Origin of the sequence: Mesorhizobium sp. dw_380 (assembly GCF_018588885.1) — a bacterium.
Lineage (GTDB): Bacteria > Pseudomonadota > Alphaproteobacteria > Rhizobiales > Rhizobiaceae > Mesorhizobium.
This window is the reverse complement of the sequence record NZ_JAFFIW010000003.1, coordinates 94,786-121,636: the sequence shown is the minus strand read 5'-3', so window position 1 is coordinate 121,636 and position 26,851 is coordinate 94,786. Positions and strand designations below refer to the sequence as shown.

Annotated in this window: 31 protein-coding genes and 1 tRNA gene; 11 read left to right on the top strand and 21 right to left on the bottom strand. The window is 62.5% G+C overall.

The genetic code is table 11. From position 1 onward, the window contains the following. Window positions 1-56: 56 nt before the first annotated feature. A complete protein-coding gene (locus JT360_RS03890; protein ID WP_214470233.1) occupies window positions 57-1,016 on the bottom strand; it encodes a sugar-binding transcriptional regulator in 960 nt (319 codons plus the stop codon). A gap of 257 nt (window positions 1,017-1,273) precedes the next feature. Between JT360_RS03890 and JT360_RS03885 the strand changes: the two genes are divergently transcribed. Continuing rightward, entirely contained in the window at window positions 1,274-1,906 is a 633-nt protein-coding gene (locus tag JT360_RS03885) for an HAD family hydrolase (RefSeq protein WP_214470232.1), read from the top strand. A 3-nt stretch (window positions 1,907-1,909) separates the two neighbouring features. On the opposite strand, the gene JT360_RS03880 is transcribed toward JT360_RS03885, so the two are convergent. The 9 genes from JT360_RS03880 to ureC all read right to left on the bottom strand — a co-directional run bounded on the left by JT360_RS03880 (window position 1,910) and on the right by ureC (window position 8,865). Beyond that, on the bottom strand, window positions 1,910-2,677 hold the full coding sequence (locus tag JT360_RS03880) for a class II aldolase and adducin N-terminal domain-containing protein (RefSeq protein WP_214470231.1): 768 nt from the start codon (window positions 2,675-2,677) through the stop codon (window positions 1,910-1,912). Window positions 2,678-2,764: 87 nt separating this feature from the next. Beyond that, entirely contained in the window at window positions 2,765-3,406 is a 642-nt protein-coding gene (gene ureG, locus JT360_RS03875) for an urease accessory protein UreG (RefSeq protein WP_214470230.1), read from the bottom strand. Continuing rightward, window positions 3,403-3,843 (bottom strand): DUF3995 domain-containing protein, encoded by a 441-nt coding sequence (locus JT360_RS03870; protein ID WP_214470229.1) that lies wholly within the window; start codon window positions 3,841-3,843, stop codon window positions 3,403-3,405. The genes ureG and JT360_RS03870 overlap by 4 nt, the downstream gene beginning before the upstream one ends. Further along, on the bottom strand, window positions 3,840-4,511 hold the full coding sequence (locus JT360_RS03865; protein ID WP_214470228.1) for an urease accessory protein UreF: 672 nt from the start codon (window positions 4,509-4,511) through the stop codon (window positions 3,840-3,842). Before JT360_RS03865 ends, JT360_RS03870 begins: the two co-directional genes overlap by 4 nt. Next, a complete protein-coding gene (gene ureE, locus JT360_RS03860) occupies window positions 4,504-5,073 on the bottom strand; it encodes an urease accessory protein UreE (RefSeq protein WP_214470227.1) in 570 nt (189 codons plus the stop codon). Before ureE ends, JT360_RS03865 begins: the two co-directional genes overlap by 8 nt. Before the next feature lie 74 nt (window positions 5,074-5,147). Beyond that, complete coding sequence (locus tag JT360_RS03855; RefSeq protein ID WP_214470226.1) at window positions 5,148-5,783, bottom strand: glutathione S-transferase family protein; 636 nt, start codon at window positions 5,781-5,783, stop codon at window positions 5,148-5,150. A gap of 44 nt (window positions 5,784-5,827) precedes the next feature. Beyond that, window positions 5,828-6,421: a hypothetical protein gene (locus tag JT360_RS03850; protein ID WP_214470225.1), complete on the bottom strand. Its 594-nt coding sequence runs from the start codon at window positions 6,419-6,421 to the stop codon at window positions 5,828-5,830. A gap of 60 nt (window positions 6,422-6,481) precedes the next feature. Next, window positions 6,482-6,970, bottom strand: coding sequence for a DUF29 domain-containing protein (locus JT360_RS03845; protein WP_214470224.1), 489 nt, complete (start codon window positions 6,968-6,970; stop codon window positions 6,482-6,484). 182 nt (window positions 6,971-7,152) lie between these two features. After that, window positions 7,153-8,865, bottom strand: a complete 1,713-nt coding sequence (gene ureC / locus JT360_RS03840) for an urease subunit alpha (RefSeq protein WP_502845455.1) — start codon at window positions 8,863-8,865, stop codon at window positions 7,153-7,155. Between the two features lie 167 nt (window positions 8,866-9,032). Here ureC and JT360_RS03835 point away from each other — a divergent pair, with 167 nt between their 5' ends. After that, complete coding sequence (locus JT360_RS03835) at window positions 9,033-9,410, top strand: hypothetical protein (RefSeq protein WP_214470223.1); 378 nt, start codon at window positions 9,033-9,035, stop codon at window positions 9,408-9,410. A gap of 114 nt (window positions 9,411-9,524) precedes the next feature. Beyond that, on the top strand, window positions 9,525-10,019 hold the full coding sequence (locus tag JT360_RS03830) for a hypothetical protein (protein WP_214470222.1): 495 nt from the start codon (window positions 9,525-9,527) through the stop codon (window positions 10,017-10,019). A 38-nt stretch (window positions 10,020-10,057) separates the two neighbouring features. On the opposite strand, the gene JT360_RS03825 is transcribed toward JT360_RS03830, so the two are convergent. Genes JT360_RS03825 through JT360_RS03805 form a run of 5 tightly spaced genes read right to left on the bottom strand, consistent with a single transcriptional unit; the run spans window position 10,058 to window position 12,430 of the window. After that, the gene (locus JT360_RS03825; RefSeq protein ID WP_214470221.1) at window positions 10,058-10,363 is read right to left on the bottom strand and encodes an urease subunit beta; all 306 of its coding nucleotides are present in this window, start codon (window positions 10,361-10,363) and stop codon (window positions 10,058-10,060) included. A 6-nt stretch (window positions 10,364-10,369) separates the two neighbouring features. After that, a complete protein-coding gene (locus JT360_RS03820) occupies window positions 10,370-10,957 on the bottom strand; it encodes a HupE/UreJ family protein (RefSeq protein ID WP_214470220.1) in 588 nt (195 codons plus the stop codon). 32 nt (window positions 10,958-10,989) lie between these two features. Beyond that, entirely contained in the window at window positions 10,990-11,244 is a 255-nt protein-coding gene (locus JT360_RS03815) for a DUF1272 domain-containing protein (RefSeq protein ID WP_214470219.1), read from the bottom strand. Between the two features lie 12 nt (window positions 11,245-11,256). Further along, window positions 11,257-11,559: an urease subunit gamma gene (locus JT360_RS03810; RefSeq protein ID WP_015314510.1), complete on the bottom strand. Its 303-nt coding sequence runs from the start codon at window positions 11,557-11,559 to the stop codon at window positions 11,257-11,259. Between the two features lie 28 nt (window positions 11,560-11,587). Continuing rightward, a complete protein-coding gene (locus tag JT360_RS03805; protein ID WP_214470218.1) occupies window positions 11,588-12,430 on the bottom strand; it encodes an urease accessory protein UreD in 843 nt (280 codons plus the stop codon). Between the two features lie 202 nt (window positions 12,431-12,632). Between JT360_RS03805 and JT360_RS03800 the strand changes: the two genes are divergently transcribed. The 4 genes from JT360_RS03800 to JT360_RS03785 all read left to right on the top strand — a co-directional run bounded on the left by JT360_RS03800 (window position 12,633) and on the right by JT360_RS03785 (window position 15,388). Continuing rightward, window positions 12,633-12,887, top strand: coding sequence for an acyl carrier protein (locus JT360_RS03800; RefSeq protein WP_214470217.1), 255 nt, complete (start codon window positions 12,633-12,635; stop codon window positions 12,885-12,887). A gap of 4 nt (window positions 12,888-12,891) precedes the next feature. Continuing rightward, the gene (locus JT360_RS03795) at window positions 12,892-14,100 is read left to right on the top strand and encodes a beta-ketoacyl-[acyl-carrier-protein] synthase family protein (protein WP_214470216.1); all 1,209 of its coding nucleotides are present in this window, start codon (window positions 12,892-12,894) and stop codon (window positions 14,098-14,100) included. Between the two features lie 177 nt (window positions 14,101-14,277). Next, window positions 14,278-14,982, top strand: a complete 705-nt coding sequence (locus tag JT360_RS03790) for a glutathione S-transferase family protein (RefSeq protein ID WP_214470215.1) — start codon at window positions 14,278-14,280, stop codon at window positions 14,980-14,982. Window positions 14,983-15,040: 58 nt separating this feature from the next. Further along, on the top strand, window positions 15,041-15,388 hold the full coding sequence (locus JT360_RS03785) for a hypothetical protein (protein WP_214470214.1): 348 nt from the start codon (window positions 15,041-15,043) through the stop codon (window positions 15,386-15,388). A gap of 69 nt (window positions 15,389-15,457) precedes the next feature. Here JT360_RS03785 and JT360_RS03780 read toward each other — a convergent pair whose 3' ends face one another. After that, window positions 15,458-16,069, bottom strand: coding sequence for a nucleoside triphosphate hydrolase (locus JT360_RS03780; RefSeq protein ID WP_214470213.1), 612 nt, complete (start codon window positions 16,067-16,069; stop codon window positions 15,458-15,460). Between the two features lie 95 nt (window positions 16,070-16,164). Continuing rightward, complete coding sequence (locus tag JT360_RS03775) at window positions 16,165-17,265, bottom strand: hypothetical protein (RefSeq protein WP_214470212.1); 1,101 nt, start codon at window positions 17,263-17,265, stop codon at window positions 16,165-16,167. 361 nt (window positions 17,266-17,626) lie between these two features. On the opposite strand from JT360_RS03775, the gene JT360_RS03770 reads away from it, so the two are divergent. From JT360_RS03770 to JT360_RS03760, 3 genes are all read left to right on the top strand, one after another. Further along, entirely contained in the window at window positions 17,627-18,520 is an 894-nt protein-coding gene (locus JT360_RS03770) for a D-alanyl-D-alanine carboxypeptidase family protein (RefSeq protein WP_214470211.1), read from the top strand. Between the two features lie 407 nt (window positions 18,521-18,927). Continuing rightward, entirely contained in the window at window positions 18,928-19,845 is a 918-nt protein-coding gene (locus JT360_RS03765; protein WP_214470210.1) for a DUF1003 domain-containing protein, read from the top strand. 107 nt (window positions 19,846-19,952) lie between these two features. Then, window positions 19,953-20,029 (top strand) — tRNA-Arg (locus JT360_RS03760). 112 nt (window positions 20,030-20,141) lie between these two features. Here the strand turns inward: JT360_RS03760 and JT360_RS03755 are convergent. After that, window positions 20,142-22,679 (bottom strand): DEAD/DEAH box helicase family protein, encoded by a 2,538-nt coding sequence (locus JT360_RS03755; RefSeq protein ID WP_214470209.1) that lies wholly within the window; start codon window positions 22,677-22,679, stop codon window positions 20,142-20,144. Between the two features lie 260 nt (window positions 22,680-22,939). Continuing rightward, a complete protein-coding gene (locus JT360_RS03750; protein WP_214470208.1) occupies window positions 22,940-23,542 on the bottom strand; it encodes a hypothetical protein in 603 nt (200 codons plus the stop codon). Window positions 23,543-23,694: 152 nt separating this feature from the next. Here JT360_RS03750 and JT360_RS03745 point away from each other — a divergent pair, with 152 nt between their 5' ends. Next, window positions 23,695-23,925 carry a hypothetical protein gene (locus JT360_RS03745; protein WP_214470207.1) on the top strand — a complete coding sequence of 77 codons (231 nt, stop codon included), beginning with the start codon at window positions 23,695-23,697 and terminating at the stop codon, window positions 23,923-23,925. A 75-nt stretch (window positions 23,926-24,000) separates the two neighbouring features. Here the strand turns inward: JT360_RS03745 and JT360_RS03740 are convergent, their stop codons facing one another. After that, window positions 24,001-25,092, bottom strand: a complete 1,092-nt coding sequence (locus JT360_RS03740) for an NAD(P)H-dependent flavin oxidoreductase (RefSeq protein ID WP_214470206.1) — start codon at window positions 25,090-25,092, stop codon at window positions 24,001-24,003. A 178-nt stretch (window positions 25,093-25,270) separates the two neighbouring features. Then, complete coding sequence (locus tag JT360_RS03735; protein ID WP_214470205.1) at window positions 25,271-26,383, bottom strand: LacI family DNA-binding transcriptional regulator; 1,113 nt, start codon at window positions 26,381-26,383, stop codon at window positions 25,271-25,273. Between the last annotated feature and the right edge of the window lie 468 nt (window positions 26,384-26,851).

Below are 26,851 nucleotides of genomic sequence, written 5' to 3'. Positions count from 1 at the left end.
GTTTTATCGCAAAGCAGTCGCCGCGGCCACATTTGGCAAACGGGAGCGGTTCCCGGTCAGATGCCGGCCAGCAGCGCGGTCGCCGTCCGCTCATCGGTGATCAGCCCGTTGACCAGCCTGCGGTTCACAGCGGCCAGGATACCCGGCAGCTTGCGCTCGCCCATGGCGAGAGCGATGACCAGCGATTTTTCGCGCGACGGCAGCGACGCTGAAGACACCCGGTCGTTGGTGATGCCCTCGATCATCCGGCCTTCGCGATCGAACACCCAGCCGACGATCTCGGCAATGCCGCCAGCCTTCTGCAGGGCTTTCAGCTCGCTTTCTGAAATGAAACCGTCCTCGTAGAGCGGTGCCTTCGGACCGAGGTCGCCGATGCCGATAAAGGTGACGTCGGCCTCCGCTGCCAGCGCCAGCGTCGGCTGGATCATCGGCTGGTTGAGCAGCATCTCGCGCTCCTGCGGCGAAGAGGCGATGACCGGCAGCGGCATCGGGAAGGAGCGTGCCTTGACCCTGTCGGCCATGGTGAAGATGACGTTGTAGAAGGCTGCCGAGCCGTCCGGCGAGATGTTGCCGGTCAAGGACACCACCTTGTGCTGCGGGCATTCCATCGGCGGTAATTGCTCGATCGCCGCTTTCAGCGTGCGTCCGGTGCCGATGCCCATGACGATCGGCGTCGGCGATCGCAGCCGCCGCTCGATCTCGGCGGCTGCCGCCTCGGCGATGCCGATCGTGGTGGAGGATGAATTGGGATCGCTCGGCACCACCTCGACCAGATCGAGCGCGAAGCGCGACTTAAGCCGGGCCGCGAGGTCCAGGCAGTTGGCGATCGGATGGTCGACACGAACCTTGATCAAACCTTCCGACACCGCCAGCGACACCAGCCGCTGCGCCGTCTGCCGCGAGATGCCGAGCGTGGCGGCGATCTGGTCCTGTGTATTGCCGGCGACATAATAGAGCCAGCCGGCGCGCGCCGCGTCGTCCAGCCTGTTGCTGCCGCCATCCTGCCGGGTGTTCACGTCCTGCCTCCCGAAACCGCTGGTCACAGGAGCGGTCCATTCCTAGTTTCGCAGGGAACGGCTTTCTGCGCAATTGTCAATCTCAAGGGCAAATGCTTACTCCCGCTGGGGCGTCCACAATGGCGATACCAGCCTCGACCATGTTCGTGCGAGGCACCCCGGGCGAAATCGGTCCTGAGCAGACGACAACGGATTGCCGGCTCGAAGGTTTATCTCCCGGCGTAAACCCTTTAAGGGATCGAAAAAAGGAGCGCTGCATGACACCGAAAGCGGTTTTCTGGGACATGGACGGCACGCTGGTCGACAGCGAACCGCTGCATGAGGCGGCTCTCGTGGCGGCGATGCGAAATGCCGGCCTCATACCGCCGGCCGATTTGCATGAGCGGGTGCTCGGGGTTGCCGCCTGGCCGGTCTACGAGATGATGCGCGACGAGTTCGGCCTGGACCTGCCCTTCGACGAATGGATCGTCCACAAATACGAGCACTATCTGCCGCTGGTCGAGAGCTTGCGGCCGCGCCCCGGCGCGATCGAGATCTTCAACGAATTGCGGGCAAAGGGCGTCGCGCAGGCCGTGGTGTCCAATTCGGACCGGATGATCGTCGACGCCAATCTAAGCATGGTCGGCCTGACCTATCCCGGCATGAAGACGATCAGCCGCAACGACGTGCGCGAAGGCAAGCCGCATGCCGAACCCTTCCTGCGTGCCGCCTATCTCGCCGGCGTCGATCCGGCGCAGGCGGTGGCGATCGACGACAGCTGGCCCGGCGCCATGGCGGGGCTGGCGGCGGGCATGAAGACGATCTTCTGGCCGGAAAAGCCGATGGACGGACCTCCCGGCGCCGTCGTCATCAACAGCGCCGAGGAATTGCGCAGAGAGATTGGACTGTAATCTTCAGTTCCTGTAGACCGGCTCCTGCTCGTCGAGGATCGCCTTCAATTCGCTCAGATGGCGCTCGGCCTGACCCGGATAATCATCCATTTCGCTCGCCGCTTTCTCGGCGACCGCGTCGGACAGCGTGCGCAGCGGCCGGCCGGTCCACAGCGCCTTGATGTAGGTCTCGGCGGCACGCTCGAAATAGAACATGCGGTTGAAGGCATCGGCGACCGTATCGCCGATGACCAGCACGCCGTGATTGCCCATCACCATCACCTTGACCTTGGGATCGGTCAGAAGTTGCGAGCAGCGTTCGCCCTCCTCCTCGAAGGCCAGTCCGCCATAATGCGCGTCGACGACATGGCGGTTGAAGAACATCGCCGAATTCTGGTCGATCGGCGGCAATGTCGAGTCGGCGAGCGAGGCCAGCACCGTGGCGTGGATCGAATGCACATGCATGACGCAGCGCGCATGGCGCACATTGCGATGGATGGCGCCGTGCAGGCCCCACGCCGTCGGGTCCGGCGCGTTGGGGCCGGAGAGCGTGTCCGGATCGTTGGCGTCGATCATCAAAAGGTCGCTCGCCCTGATGCGCGAGAAATGCACCTGGTTGGGATTCATCAGGAATTGCGTGCCGTCCTCGTTGACCGCTAGCGAGAAATGGTTGGCCACCGCCTCATGCATGTTGAGCCGCGCCGTCCAGCGAAAGGCACAGGCAAGATCGACGCGCTCCTCGTAGAAGGGCAGGTTGGTCAGCGTCTCCTTCTGCAGGCGGGCGATGCTCATCGAAAAATCCTCCGGCTTTGGCGAGAATGCCGCGACCGACGGCTGCCCGCAACGGGTTTCGGTTGGTGCAGGGAGAAGCGCTGCCGGTCAGGCTGCCGTGCTGGCGGCAGTGGCGGCCCGCAAGCCGCCATGCTCGACGATGAAGTCGATCACCTCCCGCAGCCCCTTGCCGCGCGACAGGTCCGTGAAGCCGAATGGGCGCTTGCCACGCATACGGGCGGCGTCGCTCTCCATCACATCGAGATTGACGTTCACATAGGGCGCCAGATCGCTCTTGTTGATGATGAGGAAGTCCGAGCGGGTGATTGCCGGCCCGCCCTTCCTCGGGATTTCTTCGCCCTGGCAGACCGAGATGACATAGAGCGTCAAATCCGCAAGGTCCGGCGAGAAGGTCGCGGCTAGGTTGTCGCCGCCGGATTCGATGAAGATGACGTCGAGATCGGGGAACTTCCGGTTGAGCTCGGCGATCGCCTGCAAATTGATCGAAGCGTCCTCGCGAATGGCGGTGTGCGGGCATCCGCCCGTCTCGACGCCGATGATGCGCTCCTCCGGCAGCGCCTGCAGCCGCGCCAGCATCATGGCATCTTCCCTGGTGTAGATGTCGTTGGTGACGACGGCGATGGAAAACTCGTCGCGCAGCGCCTTGCAGAGTTTTTCGGTGAGCGTCGTCTTGCCGGAGCCGACGGGGCCGCCAATACCGATGCGAAGGGGACCGTTGGGCTGGGTCATGTCGGGAACTCCATGATGGCAAGAACTGCGAAGCCGAGCCCGATCAACAGGCAGAGCGGCGAATAATAGCGGACATCCAGCCGGGCGAAAGGCTGCTCGGGCGCCAGTCGTCGCCACCACGGCGTGAAGCCGGCAATGCCGCGCCCGAGGAACACCAGGCCAATGAGCAGCGAGGTGGCGGCCAGGCCTTCCCTTGGGAAGGGCGAGGCAAAGAAGCCGATGAGCGCCAGCGGCCAGAGCGTCGCCAGGCCGAGACAGGCGGCAACGGCGAAACAGGCTGATGGCGTCGGCATTTCATCGACGCCGCGAAAACCGACGACGGCGCGGGCGCAGGAGGCAGCATCTTTGCCTGGCCAGATGCCGCCAATGCCCCAATAGACATGCAGCGCCGTGATCATGAGCAGAACGAAGGAAAGCGCGAAGGCTAGGGCGATCATGAGCGAAACAATCGCGAATATTGGGTTTCGTGCTTCATCGCCATGACGTCGGAGACGAAGGCGCAGCCGCCGAGATCGTCCAATGTCGAGCGCGCGACGCGGCCGGCGGTCGCCAGGGCCAATGGCTCGAAGCCGGCGAGCAGCCCTGTTGCTTCCGTCTGGCCGACAATGCCGAGGCGGATGGCCGCCTGGACGAGGTTGGAAAAGAAGGCCTGCAGGAAGGCCGACAGCGCGTCCTGCAGCGCAATGCCATTGCCGCCGGCAATGGCGCCGACGGCGACACAATAGGCACAATCGGTCGGCAAGCGCTCAAGCACAGGATTGGGCCAGGCAGCGGCCGCTTTGAGAAAGGCGGCCCCTTGCAGCATGGTCTCGGTGTGGCGTTCCCGCGAGCCGGCCAACGCCTCGGCCAGTGCGACCAATTCGTCGAGATCGCCGGCGTTGCGGGCGCGCCGCCAGCTCTCGGCGAACAGCACGGCATCGTTCCAGCCCGAGCCCATCTCGACCAGCGTTTCCAGCCAACTGGCCAGGCTCCGGACATCCACAACCAACCCGTCATGCACCGCGCGCTCCAGACCGTGGCTGTAGGCAAAACCGCCGACCGGAAAGGCCGGCGATAGCCACGCCATCAATCGCAGCAGGGCGATGTTCGAGGGCTGGTCAGTCATGGTCGTGGTGGTGACCGGGGTGGGAATGGCTGTGTGCCTCGCTGTGCGAGTGCGCCTCGGCGTGGCTGTGCGCATGCGCATGGCCGTGATCATGCCCGCCGGAATAGGCGCCGCGCACCGGCTTGAACGGCTCGGAAACCTCGCGCACCGTGGCGCCAAGCCCCTCCAGCATCGCCTTGATGACATGGTCGCGCAGGATGACGATGCGGTCCGCCTCGATCGCAGCCGCGAGATGACGGTTGCCGATGTGCCAGGCGAGCTCGGTCAGGTGCACGCCGTCACGGGCGCGGATGTCATAGACCTCTTCCGGTGCGGCAATGATCTCGATATGGCCGCCATCCTCCAGCACCAGCCGGTCGCCATCGTTCAGGGCAACGGGCTCGGGCAGATCGACCAGCACCTTGCTGCCGTCGGCAAGTTCGATGGCACGGCGGCGCAGATGCCGCTCGTCATGGGCCAGAATCGCACGACCGGACGGCGCGGTGGTTCCGGCATTGCCGGCGGGCAACACCGAGACAGCACGCGGGAATTTGGTGAAGTCGGTGTTGAGGTTGAGTTTCATTTCATCGAGCCTCCTCCATTAGAGCGCCGAGCGTCCTCTTGGACGCGCAAAAGGACGCTCTAACATTTTTGAATCTATGCATCGTGCTTTTCGGAAATCGATTCCGATTTTCGGGCCGATGCATTGGCCTGCGCCCTTGCTCGGGCGGGCCGCGCCAGAACGCGGTCGAAATAGGCGTTGACGCGCTCGGAGTCGATCGGGAACCGGCCGGCACGGGCCCAGCCGCCCATGTCGCCCAGCAGCACGTCGACGGCGGAAAACCGGTCGCCGAGCGCAAACGGCTTGTCGCCAAGCCGACGGTCCAGCGCCTTGACCTCCGAGGCGAAATCATAGGTTGCCGCGGGGCCGACATCGACCCGAACCTCCTTCGGCAGCAGAAAGCGGTGGCGCAATTTGTTCCACAGCGGCGCCTCGAACTCACTCTGGGCGAAATGCATCCAGGAATCCATCTCGGCACGGCCGGCAATGCCTGCGTTGGCGCCCATGCCCTTGTCAGCATGCTTGTCGGCCAGGTAGACGCAGATCGCCGCGGAATCCGTCACCGTCAGTTCATCGTCGATGAGGATCGGCACCTTTCCCGAAGGGTTGAGCGCATAGGCTTCCGGCGAGCGCAGATGAACCTCGACGAATTCATAGGGCTGCCCGAGCTCCTCAAGCATCCAGAGAACGCGACTGACCCGGGATCCGCGCGATCCGACGGCCTTGTACATAGTTGGATCCTGCCTTTCGCTGGACTCTAGACCATCCGCCATAGTCATACGATCGTGTCGAAGAGCCGCAGGATGAACGATATCTGATAGATCAACGCCGCCGTGACGAAGGCGATGTGGAAGCGGCGATCGCGCACCAGGATCGCGGCGATGCAAAAGGCGACGAAGACCGGTGTGCGGAACAGATATTCGTTGCCGAAGCGGGCGAAATGCTCCGGCCCCTTCAGCAGTGTGTCGATCACATCGAGCAGGTAGGTCGCAGCCAGCAGGCCGAAGAACCAGGCGCGGCGCGAATAGAAGAAATCCTCGTAGCTGGTGTAGTCCAGCATCGAATCGGGAAACAGCAGCGCGCAAAGCAGGAATAGCGTGATGGCGTAGAAGATGATGAACAGGTATTTGCCGAAGGTCCACGTTTCGATGGCGTAGAGGCCGACCTCCCACCACCAGAAATGCACCAGCATCAACAGCACCGAGGCGACCCAGGCCAGGTGCACGGGATAGAGCTTGTATTGGCCGGGATGCTGGACGATGCGCGCCACCCCCGACAGCAGGCGGGCGACACCAAGCCCGATCACCATGCCCATGACGATGCGGATATGCGGGAAGATGTCGTGGGGAGAGGCTATTTCGGTGGCCATCGGTGGATAATAACCAATGCTCACGACGGGATGAAATATCTGCGACGGGCCACTTCTCGGCTACTCGCGAATAAGTTTATCCGAAGACCACGGCGTACCTGGAAAATAGTCATGGTCGAGAATTTCTCTGATTGCATATGGGCAATCAACAGGAAAATCGCGATCTCTCAAGCCGGTTTCGTCCAGCGCCTTTAATCTTGCTATCTTGAACTCTCGTCCGAGCATCTGCGCCGGATACGCTTTCAGGCTCGGACTTTCATCGAGCAGATTTTCAATCCGATGACGCTGCTCACGGATTGTGAGCAGCCATCCAGTTTTGCGCTGCTCAGCCTGAAACTCCCATTTGAGCAAATGAAGGATCAAGGTGCCAAGCCTGCTTGCAATTTCCCTTTTGTCGCTCCGCCCCAAGCTCTCGATCTCCTCGGCAAGATTCTCGCGATCGAGGTCGGATAGGCGACCTTCGCGCAACAGCGCGCCTTGCTCGGCGCACCACTGAGCATAGTCGGCCTCATAGGGCGTCAATTGCTGTTTGCGAAAAATCTTATTCATGAAGCCTATATTGCTCCAAAGGCCCCGGATTTCCAAGTTGGAAGCAGGGGGCAGGGATCCGATCGGCGATCTGACGAAACATTTTCGACTTCGCCGTGGACATAGCGTGTACGCTTTTGTGCGAGCAGTCGACAAAATGTGCACATTTTTAAGTCAGGCGCATCATCGTTGGCCAAACGACCTCAAAACAGAAAATACCTTTGCGCCATCGGCAGCACCGTTGCCGGCTCGCAGGTGAGCAATTCACCGTCGGCGCGCACCTCATAGGTTTCCGGATCGACCTCGACATGCGGCGTTGCGTCGTTGAGCACCATCGAACGCTTGCCGATGCCGCCGCGGGTGTTTTCCACCGCGACGAATTGCTTGTCGACGCCGAGCCGGCCATGCAGCCCTGACTCCAGCGCTGCCTTGGAAACGAAAGTCACCGATGAATTTGTCCTGGCCTTGCCATAGGCGCCGAACATCGGCCGGTAGTGCATCGGCTGCGGCGTCGGGATCGAGGCGTTGGGGTCGCCCATCGGGGCGGCGGCGATCATGCCGCCGATCAGCACCATGTCCGGCTTGACGCCGAAGAAGGCCGGGTTCCACAGCACGAGGTCGGCACGTTTGCCCACCGCGATCGAGCCGATATCCTTCGACAGGCCATGCGCGATGGCCGGATTGATGGTGTATTTGGCGATGTAGCGGCGGACGCGGAAATTGTCGTTGTCGCCGGTTTCCTGGGGCAGCGAGCCGCGTTGGCGCTTCATCTTGTCGGCGGTCTGCCAGGTGCGGATCGCCACCTCGCCGACGCGGCCCATGGCCTGGCTGTCGGACGAGATGATTGAGAAGGCGCCGATATCGTGCAGGATGTCCTCGGCCGCGATCGTCTCCTTGCGGATGCGGCTTTCGGCAAAGGCGATGTCCTCGGGGATCGATGGCGACAGGTGATGGCAGACCATCAGCATGTCGAGATGCTCGGCCAGCGTGTTGACGGTGTAGGGCCGCGTCGGGTTGGTCGAGGAGGGGATGACGTTGGGCAGGCCGCAGACCTTGATGATGTCGGGCGCATGGCCGCCGCCGGCACCCTCGGTGTGGAAGGCGTGGATGGTGCGGCCCTTGATCGCCGCCACAGTGTTTTCGACAAACCCGGACTCGTTGAGCGTGTCGGTGTGGATCATCACCTGCACGTCGTAATCATCGGCGACCGACAGGCAGCAGTCGATCGCCGCTGGCGTCGTGCCCCAGTCCTCATGCAGCTTCAGCGAACAGGCGCCGCCCAGCACCATTTCTTCCAGTGCCGCAGGCAGCGACGCATTGCCCTTGCCCGACAGGCCGATATTCATCGGGAAGGCGTCGAAGGACTGGATCATGCGGGCCATGTGCCATGGTCCCGGCGTGCAGGTGGTGGCCAGCGTGCCGTGCGCAGGGCCGGTGCCGCCGCCGAGCATGGTGGTGATGCCGCTCATCAGCGCCTCCTCGATCTGCTGCGGGCAGATGAAATGGATATGCGCGTCAAAACCGCCGGCGGTCAGGATCTTGCCCTCCCCGGCGATGATCTCGGTGCCGGGGCCGATGATGATGGTGACACCATCCTGCATGTCCGGATTGCCGGCCTTGCCGATCGCGGCAATGCGGCCATCCCTGAGGCCGATATCGGCCTTGAAGATGCCGGCGCTGGCATCGATCACCAGCGCATTGGTGATGACGGTATCGACCGCGCCCTGGGCACGGGAGACCTGGCTTTGGCCCATGCCGTCGCGGATCACCTTGCCGCCGCCGAATTTCACCTCTTCGCCATGGATGGTGAAATCCTTCTCGACCTCGATGATGAGTTCGGTATCGGCAAGCCGCACCTTGTCGCCGACGGTCGGTCCGTACATCTGGGCGTAGGCGGCACGCGTTATTCTGGCCATCAGCGATTGCTCCCGAAATGCGGTGTGATTGAAGCCGGCTTGCACATTGCCGCCATCCAATGGTCACGCAATGACCCGCTGGATGACACCTTCTGATCCCATTTGGCGGTTGAGGTTGGGAGGTCAGCCCTAGACGACCGTTTGCCAAATCGATGGAAGGAAAATCCATGCGCAAGACGATAGTTCTCGCAGCCGCCGCCAGCCTGATGCTGGCTGGTGCCGCCAGTGCCCAGCAGCAGCCCGCGCAACAGCCCGCTCCGACGACGCCTGCTCCCGCCGCCCCCGGCGGTCAGCAGGCCGCGCCGACGATCCAGAGCGTCAACATTGTCGACATCACCGAACTGCCGAAGGACACCCAGACGCAGGTCAATCAGGTGATCGCCCAGCGTGGCGATGCCGGCCTGCAGAAACTGCGCAGCTCGATCGACGCCACGCCCAAGGTGAAATCGGCCCTCCAGGCCAAGGGATTGACCTCGGCCCAGGTGGTCGCAGCCAGCATGGAGCCCAACGGTGCGCTGACCTTGATCACCAAGAAGGCCAGCTGACGGCCTGGCTCGGCGGGCCGAAATCCGGTCCGCCGGCCGCATCATGAAGGGAACCGTGGCAGGGCTGGAGTCGTTTCGTTTGCCGAGTGTTGGAATAAACCGCGAAAGCCAACGATGACCGCTACCACCTTGCCCGATAGCCGATGGCTGCATGCCATAGCGGCGACTGCATTTCTGGCGGCGAGCTTTCCCCACGCCGCGCTGAACGCGCAAGGCCTCGAAAGTCCGGAGACTGTCGACCGGATTGTCGGCTCGCAGGTCAGCGAGGAAGAGACCAAGACCACAGCTGAAATCGGAAAAGTCAGTTCGGCGATCGATCGCACGCGTGAAAACATCAGCACCGTGCGTAAGACCTCCAAGCTCGACAAGGTCGACATCGTGTTCCTGACCGACGCGGCGCGCAGCGAAGGCGGCCCGCCGCCGGCCATCGAGAACAAGGTCCGGCAGCACCAGGACGACGTCGCGGAACTGCGCAAGGAGATCGAGGCCAACGCTTTGCTCTTCAATGCCATCGATTCGCGGCGCGTTCTTGCCGAGGACGTCCTTGCCGTCGAGTTCGACAATCCCGGAAAGATCGTCATCTATGCGGCTGCCAAGCCGTCGGGCTAGTCCATGTCGCCCAAACCAGGCATGAGACGCCACCGGCCTCACAGCTTGCCCATCACCTTCTGCTGAAACCCATAGACCTCGCGCTTGCCGCCGAGCGGCACCAGCGTGACGTCGCGCTCCTGGCCTGGCTCGAAGCGCATGGCGGTGCCGGCGGCAATGTCGAGGCGCATGCCGCGGGCCTGTTGGCGGTCGAATTTCAGCCCCTCATTGGTCTCGAAGAAATGGTAGTGGCTGCCGACCTGGATTGGCCGGTCGCCGCTGTTGGCGACTTTCAGGGTGACGGTCGGCAGCCCCTTGTTGAGCTCGATGTCGCCTTGGGCGGGGATGATTTCGCCGGGGATCATCTGATGTCACACAACGCCGAAGGCCAGGCCAACGCCGATCGCCGTGCAGGCAGCACCCGCTACCCTGGCCAGGCCACGGAACCTCAAGCCGAAGCTGAGGCCTGCGGCGATGCCGACGGCATGGAGCAGCACGGTGGCGATGGCAAAGCCGGCCATATACTCAAGCCCGCCGGCATTTTCCGGCACTTCGGTGCCATGGGCATGGCCGTGGAACAGCGCGAACAGGCCGATAATGGCGGCACCCGTGGACACTGGGAGATCGACCGCCAGCGCCACCAGCAGCCCGAGCGCCACGACGGACGCCAATATGCCCGGCTCGACGAAGGGCACCGGCACATGCGCCATGCCGAGGGCCGCGCCGACCAGCATGACGCTGACAAAAGCCGCCGGCCACGCCCAGATCGCCCTGCCGCCCTTGAGCGCCGCCCACAGTCCGACCGCGATCATCACGGTCATATGGTCAAGGCCGGACAGAGGATGCATGAAGCCGGCCGTGAAGGAGGAGGTCGTGCCGATGCCGACATGGGCATAGGCCGGCATGGCGGCGGCCATCAGCAGGATCGCCGAGAGGCACAGGCGTTTGGCAGGGATCATTCTACTTGCCTTTCGTTTGCGGTGTCGCGGGGTCACGCGGCCTTGCGCGGGCCGCAGCCCTCGGCCTTGAGGACGCGCCTGGTCGAAGCCGGATATTTCTTCAGCATGGCGGGGGGACGGATCGGCCGGGCCGAAAAATTGCCGCCGCAATTGGGGCAGACGCCATCCAGCACCTGTTTCACGCAATCGGCACAGAAGGTACACTCGAAGGTGCAGATCAACGCATCCGTCGCCTGCGGCGGCAGGTCCTTGTCGCAGCATTCGCAGTTTGGGCGCAACTCGAGCATTCTTGGTCCTCCTCACCTGATCGGTTCGTGCACGGTCACCAGCTTGGTGCCGTCCGGGAAGGTCGCCTCCACCTGCACGTCATGGATCATCTCGGCGATGCCTTCCATCACCTGCGCGCGGCTGACGACATGGGCGCCGGCTTCCATCAGTTCGGCGACCGGGCGGCCATCGCGGGCGCCTTCGACGACGAAATCGGTGATCAGCGCGATCGCTTCCGGATGGTTGAGCTTGACGCCGCGCTCCAGCCGCTTGCGCGCAACGATCGCCGCCATGGCGATCAGCAGCTTGTCCTTCTCTCGTGGCGTCAGGTTCATGCGGTTTCCAAAGATGAGGCAGATAGAATCACAGTGACCATAATTTGGGCAGCCCCGCCGTTCCGTTGAGCAATCCGACGAGCGGAACCAGCCGCTGGCGCAGCTGGTAGCTGTCCACGGCGTAAAGCCTCGCAAGAAGCTTGCCAGATTTGTTTACGCTCCACGTACTGGCGCCACCCTGTTGGCCGACGATCTCCCGAACCGGATCGAGCAATGCCTCGGCCCGCGCCGATACCAGCAGAAGCGTGGCCACCGCGATCGCGCCGCCGGCAGCCGCCGGGCGGGCTAGCGCGGCCGCGATGTCAGGTCCTATGCGGAAATCCTCGGCATGGATGAGCAAACCATCCCTGCGAACACGCCAGCGGTCATGAAAAGTGCCCTGCGCGGCGCGTTCGCCCATGGCCAGGCGGCCGAAGATGGTGGCCTCCAGCACCAGCGCCTCGGCCCCGGTGGCAAGCTCGACATCCAGCGTCCTGGCGAAGGCCGCCCGGTCGAAGACGATGGTTTCCTGCGGCAGCCAGGCGATGCGGCCGTTTTCGCCGACGGTCAGTTTTACCCGCACCTGGGCGTGGTCGGACGCGGCGCGATAGACCTTCTCGCAGGCCTGGGTCGTTATCGTGGCGCTGGCATTGGCGCCGACATCCACATCCCAGCCGATCCGGTCACCGCCGGTCAGCCCACCGGCGGTGTTGATCAGCACCGCTTCCAGCGGACCGGCCGAAACGGCCGGCAGCCTTATCTTGGCGCAGCCGTCCTGGTAGAGGCGCCGCAGCCGCGTGCGGCCGCCGGCGCTGGCGCAGCCCAGCTGGGCCAGGCCCGCGGCGCGCTGTGCCGCTTGGGCCGAAAACTTCGTATGTTCGATCGTGTCCACGCCGTCAGGTTAGCCACTGCGGCGGTTTTGTCGATATATAGCTTGTTGCTTGATGGCGTTTCCGTTTCTATAGAGGGAGCCACCTTGGTACGGTCAGGCGACGCTTGGCGGGGGTATAAGGCGATGATCGCGGCCTGATATCGAGGACAAGAAGACGCTGTTCAGTTGGCGTCGGGAAACGATAAAGTGGGGAAGAGACCGAATGGCTGACCAACTGGCAACGGAAATCATCGAGAAGATCAAGGCTCATGCCGAGCCGGGCGGTGAAGAGATCACCACCAACACCGAGTTGACGGCGCTCGGCATCCATTCCCTTGAGCTGACGGAGATCATCTTCGATCTCGAGGAGCAATATGGCATCGAGATCGAGATGAACACGGTCGATGCCTGGAGCAATCTCAAGAACGTCGGCGACATGGTCGAAGCCGTTCGCGCGCTGATCGCGAAAAAAGCCTGACCGAATGCTGAAACGCGTCGTCATTACCGGCATTGGCGGGATATGCGGGCTCGGCACCAATGCGCCGGCGATCTGGGGCGAGATGCGCGCTGGCCGTTCGGCGATAGGGCCGATCGACAATCCTTTTCTGCACGATTTGAAGGTCAAGACCGGCTGCGAGATCAAGGCGCTGCCCGATCACGGCATCGAGCGCAAGCAGCTGGTGTCGATGGACCGCTTCAGCCTGCTGGCGACGATCGCGGCCCGCGAAGCCATGCAGCAGTCCGGACTGGCTGCGCATGCCGACAACACCTATCGCATGGGGGCCGTTATCGGCGTCGGCGTCTGCGGGTTCGAGACGGTCGAGGAGAACTATCGCGCCATCCTGGTCGAGGGCAAGAATCGCGCCGGCATCTTCACTGTGCCCCGGGTCATGCCGGGCGCCGCCGCCGGCCAGGTCAGCATGCACCTTGGCCTGCGCGGGCCGGTGTTCGGCGTCACTTCGGCCTGCTCGTCGGCCAATCATGCCATCGCCTCGGCGGTCGACCAGATCAGGCTCGGCCGCGCCGAAATCATGGTCGCCGGCGGCACCGAAGCGCCGCTGGTCTGGGGCGTGCTCAAGGGCTGGGAGGCACTGCGCGTGCTGTCGCCCGACACCTGCCGGCCGTTCTCTGCCGACCGCCAGGGACTGGTGCTGGGCGAAGGCGCCGGCATGGCGGTTCTGGAAAGCTACGATCACGCCATGGCGCGTGGCGCCACCATCCTTGCCGAAATCGCCGGTGCCGGGCTCTCGGCCGATGCCTCCGATATCGTCGCCCCGACAGTCGAGGGGCCGGAAGCGGCGATGCGCTTTTGCCTGGCCGATGCCGGGCTCAATCCCGAGGACGTCGATTATCTCAACGCCCACGGCACCGGCACCAAGGCCAACGACCAGATCGAGACCAACGCGATCAAGCGCGTCTTTGGCGAGCATGTGGGCTCGCTGTCGGTCTCCTCGACCAAGTCGATGCACGCGCATTGCCTGGGCGCGTCGGGCGGACTGGAGATGATCGCTTGCGTCATGGCGATCCGCGAGGGCATCGTGCCGCCGACCGCGAATTACCGCGAGCCCGATCCCGATTGCGATCTCGACGTGACGCCCAATGTCGCGCGCGAGCGCAAGGTACGCACTGCGATCAGCAACAGCTTTGCCTTTGGCGGCACCAACGCGGTGCTTGCATTCAAGGCCATCTGATTCCAGCGATCACTATCGCCCCGGGCGATCACGGACGGCAATGGCGGTCGTATCATCCGCCACGTTCGCAGGCGAAACTGTCGCCGCCATATTGATCACACCCGGCCGCGCACCTAATTCTTTGCCGACCCGCCAGCATCGCGCCCCTTGGCGCAAATCCCCACTCAGGAGTTCTCGATGGCCGACCTGTCCGCCTTTCCGATCACCACGCGGTGGCCGGCCAAGCATCCTGACCGGATCCAGCTCTATTCGGCAACGACGCCGAACGGCGTGAAGATATCGATCGCCCTGGAAGAGATCGGCCTGCCTTACGAGCCGCATCTGATCAGCCTCGGCAAGGACGAAAGCTGGACGCCGGAGTTCCTGTCGCTCAACCCCAACGGCAAGATCCCGGCGATCATCGATCCCAACGGCCCGGACGGCAAGCCGATCGGCCTGTTCGAATCCGGCGCCATCCTGCTCTATCTCGCCGACAAGACCGGCCTGCTCATCCCGGCGGACGCGGCGCGCCGCTATGAGACCATCCAATGGGTGTTCTTCCAGATGGCCTCGGTCGGTCCGATGTTCGGCCAAGTCGGTTTCTTCCATAAATTCGCTGGCCGCGAGATCGCCGACAAGCGCCCGCTGGAACGCTATCGCGACGAGTCGCGGCGGCTCATCGGCGTGCTCGACGGCAGGCTGAAGGGCCGCAAATGGATCATGGGCAACGACTACACCATCGCCGACATCTCGCTGCTCGGCTGGGTCCGCAACCTGATCGGCTTCTATGAAGCGCGCGATCTCGTCGGTTTCGATGATTTCGCCAATGTCGGAACATGGCTGGAGCGGGGACTGGCGCGGCCGGCAGTACAGAAGGGCCTGACCATTCCCGCAAAAGGCTGAAGCGAATCCTCACGCACCATGCGGCGCCAAGGCGAGTGCCTGGCACCGCGGCAGCACGATGCAGGCCTGCTACTTCGCCTTGGCTTTCGGGCCGCCCCTGCCGATCACGGAAGCCGCCAGCGAGGCAGCACTGCGTGCGGTTGCGACCACCGCGCCGGCCGCCACATTCGCCACGTTTCGGACGGCCCCGGGTTTGCTGGGGGCGGGTTTGCGCGCCGGTTTTGCGGCCGCGGGTGCGACTTTCCTGGGTGCGGCCTTGCCGAAAGCGGCCTTAGTGTCCTTCGAGCGCTCGGAAACCGCCGGACCAGCACCGGCTTTGGCTTGCGTTGCCTTAGCGGCTTTTGGCTTTGCGGCTGCGGGTTTTCTTGCTTTGGTTGCCATCGGAAAAATCCCTTATGCCGGATAATCGAGTTCTCGGTCATAACGGCGCGAAAGTCTTAAGGTTCCCGTCAAAAAATATCGAAAATTAAGCAGGTTAACCAATGACCAGATCGGCTGCCCGGCGCCGTGCCAGCACCCGTTCGATGTTGGGCATGTCGTTGGAGGCGATCCAGGCGCGCGCATCCTCTTCGGAACGGCCATGGTCGTGCCAGCGCTCCATCAGGCGGCGCTCGAGTTCATTGCGCGGCACGTCGACGAAGATCGAGAAATCGAACAGCGGCGCCAGCCGCGACCAGGGCTCCTCGTCGAGCAGCAGGTAATTGCCTTCGACCAGAATGAACTTGGTCTCGGTGCCGATGATTGCCGCGGCGGCGCGCGACAGTTCCAAGCTGCGGTCGAAGACGGGGATAGCGATGTCGGGTTCGCCGGCCCGGATGCGCTTCAGCAGGGTTTCGAAGCCGGCGAAATCGAAGGTTTCCGGCGCGCCCTTCCGCGCCCGCAGGCCGCGCGCCTCGAGCACGATGTCGTCATAGTGGAAGCCGTCCATCGGCACGACTTCCACCGCTCCTTCCGGCAGCAGGTCATGCAGGCTCGCCGACAATGTCGACTTTCCCGCTCCGGGCGGCCCTGCAATGGCAACGACGAAGCGCTTTGCCTTGCCGGCGCGCTTGAAGATGGTGGCGGCGAGGTGGGCGATTTCGGACATGGGAGCCTCATTTGCCCTGATGATCGGCACGATATTTCCGCCGCATCTTGGCGGCAGTCGGGCGAAATTTCAAACCCTGCGGTCGCAATCCCCGCTCAGGCAACCGCTGGCCGACCAATGCGCAGGAAGTCGCTGTCGAAGGGCACGTCCCGCGCCGCGCCGGCGGATGCCAGCCGCATGCGGCCATTGGCCGTGGTGACCTCCTGCGGCGGCTCGCCGCCGGATGCCGGCAGTGCACCGATGACATGGCGGAACGAAAAGCCGCGGCCCTCGCCAAGCGCAAAGGCTGTCGCCACGCCTTCGCGCTTCAGCCAGTTGTCGCCGATCGAGGCAGCATGGCCGACGGCCGTGCGGCCGTCCTCGATGCCGAGCACGCCCAAGTGCCGGCCGCTCCAGGGCGCGTAGTCGCGCCCGCCATTGCTGAGCCACAGCATGGTGACAGGCAGTTCGGCCGGGTTCTTCAGCACCAGCACCAGATCGTCCTCGGCCTGGCGCGCCAGCGCCGTCCAGCCCGGCCCGCCATGGTCCGCCTCGACCAAGGTGACGAAATCCTCGCGCCGGTCATCCATGCGATAGTCTGTCAGGTCGAGCGTGCCGCCGCCGGCGGCGGGAAAATGCTGGAGGTCGGCCGACCGCGCCGGATAGGCCAGCATGAAGCGGCCGCGCGCCGGGTCCGGCTCCAGCGGGTCGGCAGGCGTCGCCGCAAAGCGCTTCGGCGAAAAGGCCAGCCGCCCGCCGCCCGTCATCGCCGTCATCGGGTGGTGGGCGACGGAAATCGCGCCCGAACCGCCGGAAAACACATGTTCCTGATAGAGGAAGGGGTGGTCGTCGCGCAGCGCTAGGATCTTGTCGACGCTGGCGCCCATCACCTTGTGCCGCAGCCGGAAGACCGCGCGCCAGCCGTCGTCCGTCGCGGCGCTGTCGATGACATCCCAGGCGCTGTTGGCCGGCCAGCCATGCAGCGGCGCCGCCTCGACATCGCTGCGCGAAAACGGCGCGCACAGGAAATCGCCCGACAGGCGAACGGTGCCTTGCGGCAGGTCCCTCGGCAGCGTCTCGCCTGCATCGACCCATGGCGCGCGGTGCAGCGGCTTCAACCGGCGCCCGCCGCTCTCGACGACCATGTCGGCGATATGGCCAACGGTGAGGTCGAGCGAAACCGAAATACCTCTGGCCTTGATCGTGCTGATGGTCATTGCGCTCTCACCGATTCTGAAGACGCAGACAGAACCCGTTCGGCGCGGCTTGCGCAAGCACCGGGGCCGGCATTTCGCATCAGGCTGCCTCACCCTCCCCCTTGTGGGGAGGGTCGGCGAGCGGGCGGAGCGAAGCGAAGACCGGTCGACGGGGTGGGGGTAGCGCCCTACGAGAACCCCCACCCCGATCCGCTGTGCGGATCGACCCTCCCCACAAGGGGGAGGGTGAAAAAGGGGGAGGGTGAAAAGCGGCTGGCTCGACAATCCTGGGAGTAACCGGCATTAACCAAATGGACGCATCCGCCGCGTTACGTTAGCTTCGCCTTATCTCAGCAACAGCTTGACCCGAACAGACCTGACCTTGTCCCACCTGCGTCCCCTTCCGCTCCTCCAGAGATTTTTGCTGGCCCTTGGCCTGTTGCTGATGGTCGCCGGCTGCTCGACCGCGACCCCGCCGGATTCGGTGCTGGCGGTGCCGGCGCCGCCGCAGAAATATGCGGCCATCGTCGTTGACGGCAAGACCGGCAAGCAGCTGTTCGAGGTCAACTCGACGGCGCAGCGCTATCCGGCCTCACTGACCAAGATGATGACGCTGTACCTCCTGTTCGAGGCGATGGATTCCGGGCGCGTCAGCAAGGAGACACAGATCCCGGTCTCGGACCATGCCGCCTCGCAGCCGCCGACCAAGATGCGCTTCCGGCGCGGTGAGACGATCGATGTCGATTCCGCCATCCGCGCCATCGTCGTCAAATCGGCGAACGACGTGGCGGTGGCGGTCGGCGAATATCTCGGCGGCACGGAGGACCAGTTCGCCGCCATGATGACGTCCAAGGCGCGCCAGCTCGGCATGACCAGCACCATTTTCCACAATGCGTCCGGCCTGCCCGACGACGGCCAGATGACGACGGCGCACGACATGGCGGTGCTCGGCATGGCGCTGCATCAGCGCTTTCCTCAGCACTTCCACTATTTCTCCGAAAGCGACTTCATGTTCCGCGGCCGGCTGGTGCGCGGCCACAACGACATGCTCGGCCGCGTGCGCGGCGTCGACGGCATCAAGACCGGCTACATCAGGGCCTCCGGCTTCAACATCGTCACCTCCTACAATGCCGACGGCCGCCAGCTGATCGTGGTGGTGATGGGCGCCGACTCAGCCCGCCAGCGCAACGACCACGTCGAAGCGCTGATCCAGCGCAGCCTGTCGCCCGTGGTGGCCGACGCCAAGACCAGGCTGATGTTCGCCGAACAGCAGTAAGGCGCGGGGAGCGGAGCCCCCATGACTTCGTCATCCACGGGCGGAGCAAGGAGCGCAGCGACGCGGCGCAGACCCGAGGATCCATGCCGCGACCTCCAGGCATTGCTACGGTGCAGAATTCCGCTCCGCTGCACCCTCGGCTAAGGTCACGGAATGGATCCCAGGGTCTCCGCGACGGAGCTTCGCTCCTGCTCCGCCCGGGGATGACGACGTCGGGGAGGCCTCGGCCAATCTCGAACACCTCCTACGGCCTCCCCCGCGATGAACCCACAAAAACCCCACAGCCGGCTATCGTCTCACGGATGTCACGCAATCGTAGGGAAGACGTGGCATAGGCTGCGAATCCGGCGGTGGAAATCCCCCGTCGCCTTGGCGTATCCTTTGGCGCCACAGCAGGAGCCAGCACCATGAGCACCGTTCCCAAGGCATCCGAGCAGAAGGCGGCGGACAACGACAGCGGCGGCGAATATTTCGAGGCGCCGATCACGCAGGAGGATCTGAACGAGGTTTCGGACGAGCATTTCGACATGCCCGAAGTGCCGGACTCCGAACCTGCCGGCCCCGGCGCGTCGCGGCTGAAGCCGAAGAAGAAGCCGTCGGCGATCTCGGGCCGCAAATTCCACAAGCGCGACCTGGTGCGCATCGACACCCTGCGCCCGAGCCTCGCCGACCGCATCCGCTCCGACCATCCGGACCTGCCCAGGGGCGCCCGCATCAGCCGCGAGGAGCTCGGCCGCTACCGCATGCGCTACATGGAGGAGCTGCTGCAGCAGGAGCACGGCGAATTCTCCGAACTCGACCGCCAGGTGGTGGAATCGATCGCCAAACAAGACACCATTTCCGAAAACTCGGAAGAAGAGTTCGAGGAGCACCGCTCCTTCGCCGACCGCGTCTCCGACAATATGGCGGCCTTCGGCGGCAGCTGGTGGTTCCTGATCTCGTTCGCCAGCGTGCTTTTGATCTGGATCGGCATCAACCTGATCGCGGGCATGAGCAGCGCCTTCGATCCCTATCCCTTCATCCTGCTCAACCTGCTGCTCTCCTGCATCGCCGCCGTCCAGGCGCCGATCATCATGATGAGCCAGAGACGGACGGAGGCCAAGGACCGCCTGCGCTCCTTCAACGACTACCGCGTCAACCTCAAGGCCGAGCTTGAAGTGCGCCACCTGCACGAAAAACTCGACTACCTCATCTCGCGCCAATGGACCCGTCTGGCCGAAATGCAGCAGATGCAGCTCGACGCGATGCACGAGCTGACGGGCGCCAAGAAGGTTAAGCGAGCGGTGCGTGGGCGGCGGACGGTGAAGAGCGAGGCGGGGGAGTAGGCGCGAGAAGCCAATCTCCAATTGCCCGTTGAAGCCCGCGCCGGCTTCCGCTAAGAAGCCGTGACTTGCCGGTTCACCGGCTGGTTCGTTTTCCGGCCCGCCGGGAAGCACCCGTAGCTCAGCTGGATAGAGCGCTGCCCTCCGAAGGCAGAGGTCACAGGTTCGAATCCTGTCGGGTGCGCCAATATTTTCAAAGCAATCTCGGTTGTACGGCTTCCGCACCGCCCCGAGTTTTTGCCAGCTTTCTTCACTGCACTGGTTCGTCTTGCGAAACGCAAATTCCTCCCAAGCTGTGGCTAAACCTTCAGATCCCGCAACAGCCGATCCCGAAAGCGATTGAACCAGCCAACGATTTGCCACTCGGGAAGTTGGCCCATCTCATTGATCAGCGTCCATCGCTCCAAAGCGGTCCTGCCTCTTACGTCCTCAAGTCTCGCTAAGAACTGTTTGAGAGAAGTCTGAAAACGTTGGACTGTTAGTAGGAACATGTTATCGCTGGGGTTCGCGTTACCCTTGCAAGTTCCATCAGGACCCAAGATGAACAATCCAGCGCATCGATATTCTTTGAAGTTTTCAGAAACCCACTGAAGATGATTTAGCGATTGGCCAACTTCGTCCTTGCTGTATTCGGCCGGAGCATTTTTCTTTGTCTTGAGTTCAAACGGGATAAGATACTTTTGATCGTCATCAAACCAAATGACATCAGGCCCCATCCCCAATTCGTTGTCCGGTCGCGTGGCTTCAAATCCCAGGAGCTCTCCTATGTATCGTACTGCCTCTTCGTGCTGAGCGGAACTATGTTCCTCATTCCCTACAGAACCAACTTGTACTCTTATTCTTGCGATATGGTCGCTAAGTGCCTGCGGGCCTTGGCTGTTTATAAATAGCAATCGCTGGTGAGCGGCGGCCTTAGCATCTGCAGAAAAGTCACCTTCTTTGAATGATTTCTTATAGGGCAAATTCACCCAAGCTGAAAGCCGCGAACGGGCTCGCCGATAGTGGACGCCACTTGTCTCCTCGTCCCCCTCGATCTCATAGGTCATGCCAAGCCACATAGAATACCAACCTGCTAGTTTCGCGTCTGCAACGGCTATGTCGTTGAGCACATCCAAAATTGGCTTGCGTGCACCATCGATGTCCCCCTCCCAGAGCTTCGACATAAACCTACATTCTGCTTCCGCCCCAATCGCCAATTGCGTCTCCCGAGTTTTGACGCGTTCAATAGCCGAGTTGGACACCTCGAGCCCGTCGATCGTGTCGCGATAGAAGCCCAGCCAGCCCTTGTCGCGATCCAATACGTTCCCGATGACCTCAATAATGCCTCCCTGATCCAAGGGTCCGAGGTCTTTCTGCATCGATTGACCTAGGATGGTCTGCTTCCGAAGCAACTCGGGTAGAAGTGCGATATTCCTCTCGTTCTTCATCCACGAAGTTATGTCGTTGCCGTACAGAACGAAGGCACCGTAGTCACTTCGTCCTCTATTGATGCGACCAAAGAGCTGCGTCAGTCTGCTGGCAAATTTTGTCGAAAAGAGATTACTCATCCCGAGTGACGCAAACTGGAATCTCTCCAGCAAACTTGAACCGGAGGGGGCGCCGTCTACGATCATAATTCGGCAGGTATCTTGCGGAAGGTCGATCCCGTCCACCCGCGACACTAGGCAAAAAACCCCCTTCTTAGCTCCTCGGAATTCGTTCAGCTTGTCAGTAAAGTCCTTAGGTTGTGGCGGTATGGCCAAGCCGGACCACTTCTTCGCGCGAGGGTATGAGGGAACCGAAATAAGAACCTTTCGGGCGCCAGAAAGGTCCGCAACCAACTCCTGCTGGCCATCTGGCTTAGCCAAGTCACTACCCAACAGAATGAGGCGTTCCCCGTTGCCGGCGTCATTGTCAGGTTCGATACGGTTTGTTTTCCGTATCCCAAACCCTCTAACAAAGTCTGTCTCGCAGTCGAGCGTCGCAGAAAGATATACGCGCCTAATCTTCTGGCTCAAAAAATCAAACTTACTGGTGGGAATGAAGGGCGGAGTTATCTCGATCGACTGTGACGAGATCAGTATCGCACACATCCCAATCCGCTCGTAAAGTTGAACAACAGGAAAGAATAATTCTCGAGATTTTTTGTATTCATGTTTTTTGAAGGTCTCGATTAACTCAGCCGCATGTCGATGTGCGGTCGCAGGCGGACACAACGTGACGCTCATCTGACCGACGTCTTCCAAAATGAAGCTAAGGTGCGCCGACTTTCCAAGTGACTCAAATTCCGGTCTGATTATATCAATTATGCTGGAATACAGATTGGGATGATCGACTCTAGAAATATTGATTGTAAACGAATCTCTTATCAGTCGCTCGGCCACATGGGCGTCGTCGAAAATAACTGCAGCGGGAGATTTGTCAGTTTTAAAAGCGTTTATCGGGGCAAAAAGCGCTGCATATGTCGTGATACAGAATGCCTTTCCTGTCTCGAAGAGGTCGTTCGAGAACGTGCTCTCGACCCGAGAAGTATAGGCAATCCCGATGCGGCCGCACTCGCGCTCAGTTTGTCTAACAAGATCAATTGTACTGCAAACATAAACGACAGGTCCGATGAGTTCATTAACTAAACTCTGTGCAATTAAAATTCCGACAATCGACTTACCCGCGCCGGTGTTGAGGATGACCACGTTATCTGTCTGTTGCCGATCTTTATGCCATCGAGTGAGTGCTTCCGCCTGACCTTTCCATAGATCATTAGGAGCGTCGCCCAGATTGGGGGTTTTCTTGAAGATTTCTAATGGATCGGTTGGTGCGGCTACCCCTTTCGGGCGAGAAAGTTTCGAAAAATCCACCATTACCTATCTCCCCCAGCTGGCGTTCGTCGCTATTCAAGTCGATTCCACCGTAGGACGGTAACAACGGGGCAGCTAGGAAGGCAAGAAAAACTACGTGGTAAGAATATTCCAGCTGGAAAAAATCTCGTCTAAAGCCTCCATTACAGACGATTTATTGGGTTGATGGCGACCCCTAAATCATTATTAGAGCCGGCGCCGCGCGCCGCCAGTGTCTTAAACTGTTCGATCGTCCATCGGCCCGTGCCAGCTGTGGGATCCCCTCAAGACGAAGGCACCCTCGGCTCCTCCACCAGATAAAACCGGTCCTTCGGCGAAAAGTCCGTCACCAGGAATGAAAACGACGCACTTTCGAGCGGGTCGACCTTGCCTTTGCGGAACAGCAGCCGATCATAGGGTTCGAAATCGCGTTTGAATTCGGCGAAGCTGTCGGACTTGATCATGTTGTCCTCGCGCTGCGCCTGGTCGAAGGACAGCCCGTCGCCATAGTCGCTCGGCCTGTTCATGATCGCCTGCAACTCGAATCCGAATTCGATCCAGGCGTCACCGCTGTTGTTCAGCGCGACGATCTTCAGCGGCAAGAAGCCGGTCGCGTAGTTGCCCGACGTTCCGAACGGCTGGACCGGCCTGGCGGCGCGTATGGTCAGCGTTACCGGGTCCGCGGTCTCCAGTTCCTCGGTGACCACGATGGGATCGGCGCGCGTTCCGGCGCCTGTGGCCGAGATGATCCTGAAACCGCCAAGTTCGTCTGAGAATGAGTAGGCGCCGGCCCCAAGGACTTTGGCGCCGTCGGCTTCGGCACGCAAGCAGCTCGCGGCCAGTAAAGCCGCGAATACCTGCACACAGCGCAAGCCTGGACGCGTCATGGGCCGAGTATGGACAACAATTGCCCGGCCGCATACTGGTCGGCATGGCCGACCTCGGTGATCATGTGCCGCCACGTCCAAGGTCCCCGGAACATTATCTCCCGCGGATGCGTTCATGATCCTGCAAGGGACGACTTTTTCGGGAGGCTGGAATGCGCGGCTTCGAAATGATCGATCTGCTTTGCGTGGTCGAGGCGTGCAGGCGCGATCCCGCGGTTGGGAATTTCATCTCCATGGCCGAAGGGGTGGAAGAGTTGCGGGTGCTGACCGGCGATTTCGTGTCGTCGGACCACGCCGTGGCAAACGCTCTCTCGACGGTAGCGCTTGCGCGCGGCTGCGCGGTTCTGTTCGACGAACAGGCAGGCGCTGAAATCCCGTTCTGAGGCGCTGACGGCCAAATCCTGGCGGCGCGACAGCCAGAGCCTGGCGGGACCACCAGCTCGGGATCGAAAGGCATATCAGCCTTCGCCGGGCGATGCCGAGAGAGCGCCGAATATCCCCTTCGTTTCGGCGACAAGCGTGCGCATCAATTGTTCGGCCGGAAGCTCCCTGTTCAACGCGGCCGCTTGCCCGTACAGATGAAAGGCGAAGTCCCCGCGCCCCGTCGCACGTTCGGCATCGCTGAGTGGGGTGCTGAGCGCGACCATTTGCGGGAAATCCGGAAGGCGCGTTCGGCTCTTTTCCATCTCCAGGGCGTAGCGCGTGCGTTTCATCCGCGCCGCGCGGCCCGAAAATGCATTGCTGACCATCGTGTCCATGTCGGTCGCGGCACGGATCACGGCGCGGCGCGCCGCATCCGTGCCGGCCTCGTCACAGGACAGAAACCCGGTGCCGATCTGCACGCCGCTGGCGCCAAGGGCGAAGGCTGCCGCTATGCCTCGCCCGTCGGCGATGCCTCCCGCGGCAATGACCGGCAGATCGATGGCATCCACGATTTGGGGAACCAGAGCCATCGTTCCAACGCCGTCACCCTGATCGGTCGGAACGTGGGAGCCGCGATGCCCTCCCGCCTCCCATCCCTGGGCGATGACCGCGTCGGCGCCACTGTCGGCAAGCCTGCGCGCCTCGGCGACGGTCGTCGCCGAACTCAGGATCACGATCCCGGCCTGCTTCAGTCTGGCGATCGCGACCGGGTCCGGAATGCCAAAGTGGAAACTGACGACAGGCGGGTGGACCTCGAGCACGAGATCAAGCTTCGCGTCATCGAAACCGGGCCCGATCGGTGGCAGCCTCGCCGGCGGCGCGCCGAGGGACAACTCCTCGTAATAGGGCCGCAACCTGTCGATGGCTTGCGCCAGGACGGCATCGGTCGTGCTGGGTTGCGGATAGACGAAGAAGTTGAGGTTGAACGGGTATTCGGTCCAGCTTCGCAGCTGGCGGACAACATGACGCAGAGCATCCGGGAGCATCGATGCGCAGCCGAGCGATCCGAGGCCCCCGGCATTGCTCACCGCCGCCGCGAGTTCCGGTGTTGCCGAACCAGCCATCGGGGCCTGGATGATCGGATGCTCGATCTTCAGCAGATCGCATAGACGACGGTTCGGCCACATGGGCGTCCTTCCTGCGCAAAGGGAGGAGGATCGTACGCCAGTATAGGCCCGCGACAGGGTCGGGTCACCGGAAATTGTGAGGCGACGACAATCGTGTGCATCCCGCCGCCAGCGCGCGATGGCTTGCAGCCGTACGGCAGTGCTTGCCCGGCGCCATCGGACTATCGGGCGTGGCGCTTCAACTCGCCGTCTCTCGTCCGTGCGCCACCGCCCGCACACTCTCCCGCTCCACCAGCGGACACTCCAGCTTGGTGATGGGGTAGCGCCCCCTTCCAGGCACGGCCGGCGCTTCCAGCTGCTCGATCGCCCATTGGCCCATCGCCATGTGCGGCAGGATCGAGGTGGTCAGCGGCGGGAACAAATGCCGGGCGATCTCCTCGTCGTCGTAGCCGACCACGGAAATGTCTTGCGGGATGTGCAGGCCGGCTTCCTTCAGCGCTTCGTAGCAGCCGATCGCGGTGCGGTCGTTCTGGCAGAAGATGGCGGTCGGGCGGTCCTTCAGCGCCAGCAGCTTGGCGGTCGCGGCATAGCCCGCACTGGCCGACCAGTCGCCTTCGACCACCAGTTCGGGGTCGAACGGGATGTCGGCGGTGGCGAGCGCGCGGCGGTAGCCTTTCAGCCGGTCTTGCGCCGCCTGCATCCATGGCTCGCCGGTTATGGTGGCGATGCGGCGGTGGCCGTGGCTGATCAGGTGCCGGGTCGAGCTCTGGCCGCCGGCGATCTCGGAGGGCACAACGGCGGGAAAGGCATAGTCCGATGTGTAGCAGTTGAGCAGGATCACCGGGATGTCGAGGCCGTAGAGGAAGTCGGGCGCCGTGATCTCGCGGGTGAAGATGGTCATGTAGATCAGCGCCGAAATGCCCCGCCGGGTCAGCGCCTGGATGGCGCGCGGCTCCATCACGGCGTCGCCCATGGTCTGCGCCACCAGAAGCACGTTGCCGGCATTCCACGAGGCCTGGCGCGCGCCCTCGATGGCGACCACCGCCTCGGGGCTGGTGGCCAGCTGGTCGACGGCAAAGCCGATCACCCCGTCCAGTCCGTCGAAGGCGGTCACGGGCTCGCTCAGCGCCGAGAAGGCGGGCGCGGAATAGCCCAGCGCCCGCGCTGCCTCGATGACGCGCTCGCGGGTCTGCTTCGACAGCTTGATGCCCGGCGAATTGTTGAGCACGAAAGACACGGTCGCCTGCGAACAGCCGGCGGCCCTGGCGATATCGGTCATGGTCACCCGGCCCTTGGGCTTCGCCGGCGCCTTGCGGCGCTTCTCGATGACCGGATCCGTCGTCTCGCTCATTGCCTTCGTGTCCCCGATCCCCAGCCCTGTCTAGCGGCCGGGCCGACAAGGTGGCGCGGCGGTGATGATTTATAGAAGTCGTCGCTGTGTTTATATCTATTAGTAGCCTTGTCGTCCATCGCTCATGCGGCTGCGCCCGGCAAGGAAGGCAGAGCTCGCCAAGGTCCGGCTTGCCGCGCGTCAAAATATCGGGGCGCGGCACGTCGGGCCTTTCCCTGACGGCGTGCCCGGGCGCGAGCCCAAAACTAATACTGTTTACTAATACAAAAAGCCGCTGTAACGTCCATCCGCCGCGTCCGGCTCCGTCCGGGGCGGTGCGCGGAAATGGCCCGATGGCAAAGCGGATATTGGCTCCGCCAGCCTTTCTCGGACATGTGATATGTCAGACAAATCGGACTATTTACGAACGAAGGATGAGTCTCTAAAGTCCGCGACCGTGTGGCTGGAACGACGCCATTCCTTCAGTGC

Bases quoted from the DNA above. Each gene is read 5' to 3' on its own strand.
- JT360_RS03885 (WP_214470232.1), top strand. From the start codon at position 1,274: ATGACACCGAAAGCGGTTTTCTGGGACATGGACGGCACGCTGGTCGAC.
- JT360_RS03880 (WP_214470231.1), bottom strand. From the start codon at position 2,677: ATGAGCATCGCCCGCCTGCAGAAGGAGACGCTGACCAACCTGCCCTTC.
- ureG (WP_214470230.1), bottom strand. From the start codon at position 3,406: ATGACCCAGCCCAACGGTCCCCTTCGCATCGGTATTGGCGGCCCCGTC.
- JT360_RS03870 (WP_214470229.1), bottom strand. From the start codon at position 3,843: ATGATCGCCCTAGCCTTCGCGCTTTCCTTCGTTCTGCTCATGATCACG.
- JT360_RS03865 (WP_214470228.1), bottom strand. From the start codon at position 4,511: ATGACTGACCAGCCCTCGAACATCGCCCTGCTGCGATTGATGGCGTGG.
- ureE (WP_214470227.1), bottom strand. From the start codon at position 5,073: ATGAAACTCAACCTCAACACCGACTTCACCAAATTCCCGCGTGCTGTC.
- JT360_RS03855 (WP_214470226.1), bottom strand. From the start codon at position 5,783: ATGTACAAGGCCGTCGGATCGCGCGGATCCCGGGTCAGTCGCGTTCTC.
- JT360_RS03850 (WP_214470225.1), bottom strand. From the start codon at position 6,421: ATGGCCACCGAAATAGCCTCTCCCCACGACATCTTCCCGCATATCCGC.
- JT360_RS03845 (WP_214470224.1), bottom strand. From the start codon at position 6,970: ATGAATAAGATTTTTCGCAAACAGCAATTGACGCCCTATGAGGCCGAC.
- ureC (WP_502845455.1), bottom strand. From the start codon at position 8,865: ATGGCCAGAATAACGCGTGCCGCCTACGCCCAGATGTACGGACCGACC.
- JT360_RS03835 (WP_214470223.1), top strand. From the start codon at position 9,033: ATGCGCAAGACGATAGTTCTCGCAGCCGCCGCCAGCCTGATGCTGGCT.
- JT360_RS03830 (WP_214470222.1), top strand. From the start codon at position 9,525: ATGACCGCTACCACCTTGCCCGATAGCCGATGGCTGCATGCCATAGCG.
- JT360_RS03825 (WP_214470221.1), bottom strand. From the start codon at position 10,363: ATGATCCCCGGCGAAATCATCCCCGCCCAAGGCGACATCGAGCTCAAC.
- JT360_RS03820 (WP_214470220.1), bottom strand. From the start codon at position 10,957: ATGATCCCTGCCAAACGCCTGTGCCTCTCGGCGATCCTGCTGATGGCC.
- JT360_RS03815 (WP_214470219.1), bottom strand. From the start codon at position 11,244: ATGCTCGAGTTGCGCCCAAACTGCGAATGCTGCGACAAGGACCTGCCG.
- JT360_RS03810 (WP_015314510.1), bottom strand. From the start codon at position 11,559: ATGAACCTGACGCCACGAGAGAAGGACAAGCTGCTGATCGCCATGGCG.
- JT360_RS03800 (WP_214470217.1), top strand. From the start codon at position 12,633: ATGGCTGACCAACTGGCAACGGAAATCATCGAGAAGATCAAGGCTCAT.
- JT360_RS03795 (WP_214470216.1), top strand. From the start codon at position 12,892: ATGCTGAAACGCGTCGTCATTACCGGCATTGGCGGGATATGCGGGCTC.
- JT360_RS03790 (WP_214470215.1), top strand. From the start codon at position 14,278: ATGGCCGACCTGTCCGCCTTTCCGATCACCACGCGGTGGCCGGCCAAG.
- JT360_RS03785 (WP_214470214.1), top strand. From the start codon at position 15,041: ATGCAGGCCTGCTACTTCGCCTTGGCTTTCGGGCCGCCCCTGCCGATC.
- JT360_RS03780 (WP_214470213.1), bottom strand. From the start codon at position 16,069: ATGTCCGAAATCGCCCACCTCGCCGCCACCATCTTCAAGCGCGCCGGC.
- JT360_RS03775 (WP_214470212.1), bottom strand. From the start codon at position 17,265: ATGACCATCAGCACGATCAAGGCCAGAGGTATTTCGGTTTCGCTCGAC.
- JT360_RS03765 (WP_214470210.1), top strand. From the start codon at position 18,928: ATGAGCACCGTTCCCAAGGCATCCGAGCAGAAGGCGGCGGACAACGAC.
- JT360_RS03755 (WP_214470209.1), bottom strand. From the start codon at position 22,679: ATGGTGGATTTTTCGAAACTTTCTCGCCCGAAAGGGGTAGCCGCACCA.
- JT360_RS03750 (WP_214470208.1), bottom strand. From the start codon at position 23,542: ATGACGCGTCCAGGCTTGCGCTGTGTGCAGGTATTCGCGGCTTTACTG.
- JT360_RS03745 (WP_214470207.1), top strand. From the start codon at position 23,695: ATGCGCGGCTTCGAAATGATCGATCTGCTTTGCGTGGTCGAGGCGTGC.
- JT360_RS03740 (WP_214470206.1), bottom strand. From the start codon at position 25,092: ATGTGGCCGAACCGTCGTCTATGCGATCTGCTGAAGATCGAGCATCCG.
- JT360_RS03735 (WP_214470205.1), bottom strand. From the start codon at position 26,383: ATGAGCGAGACGACGGATCCGGTCATCGAGAAGCGCCGCAAGGCGCCG.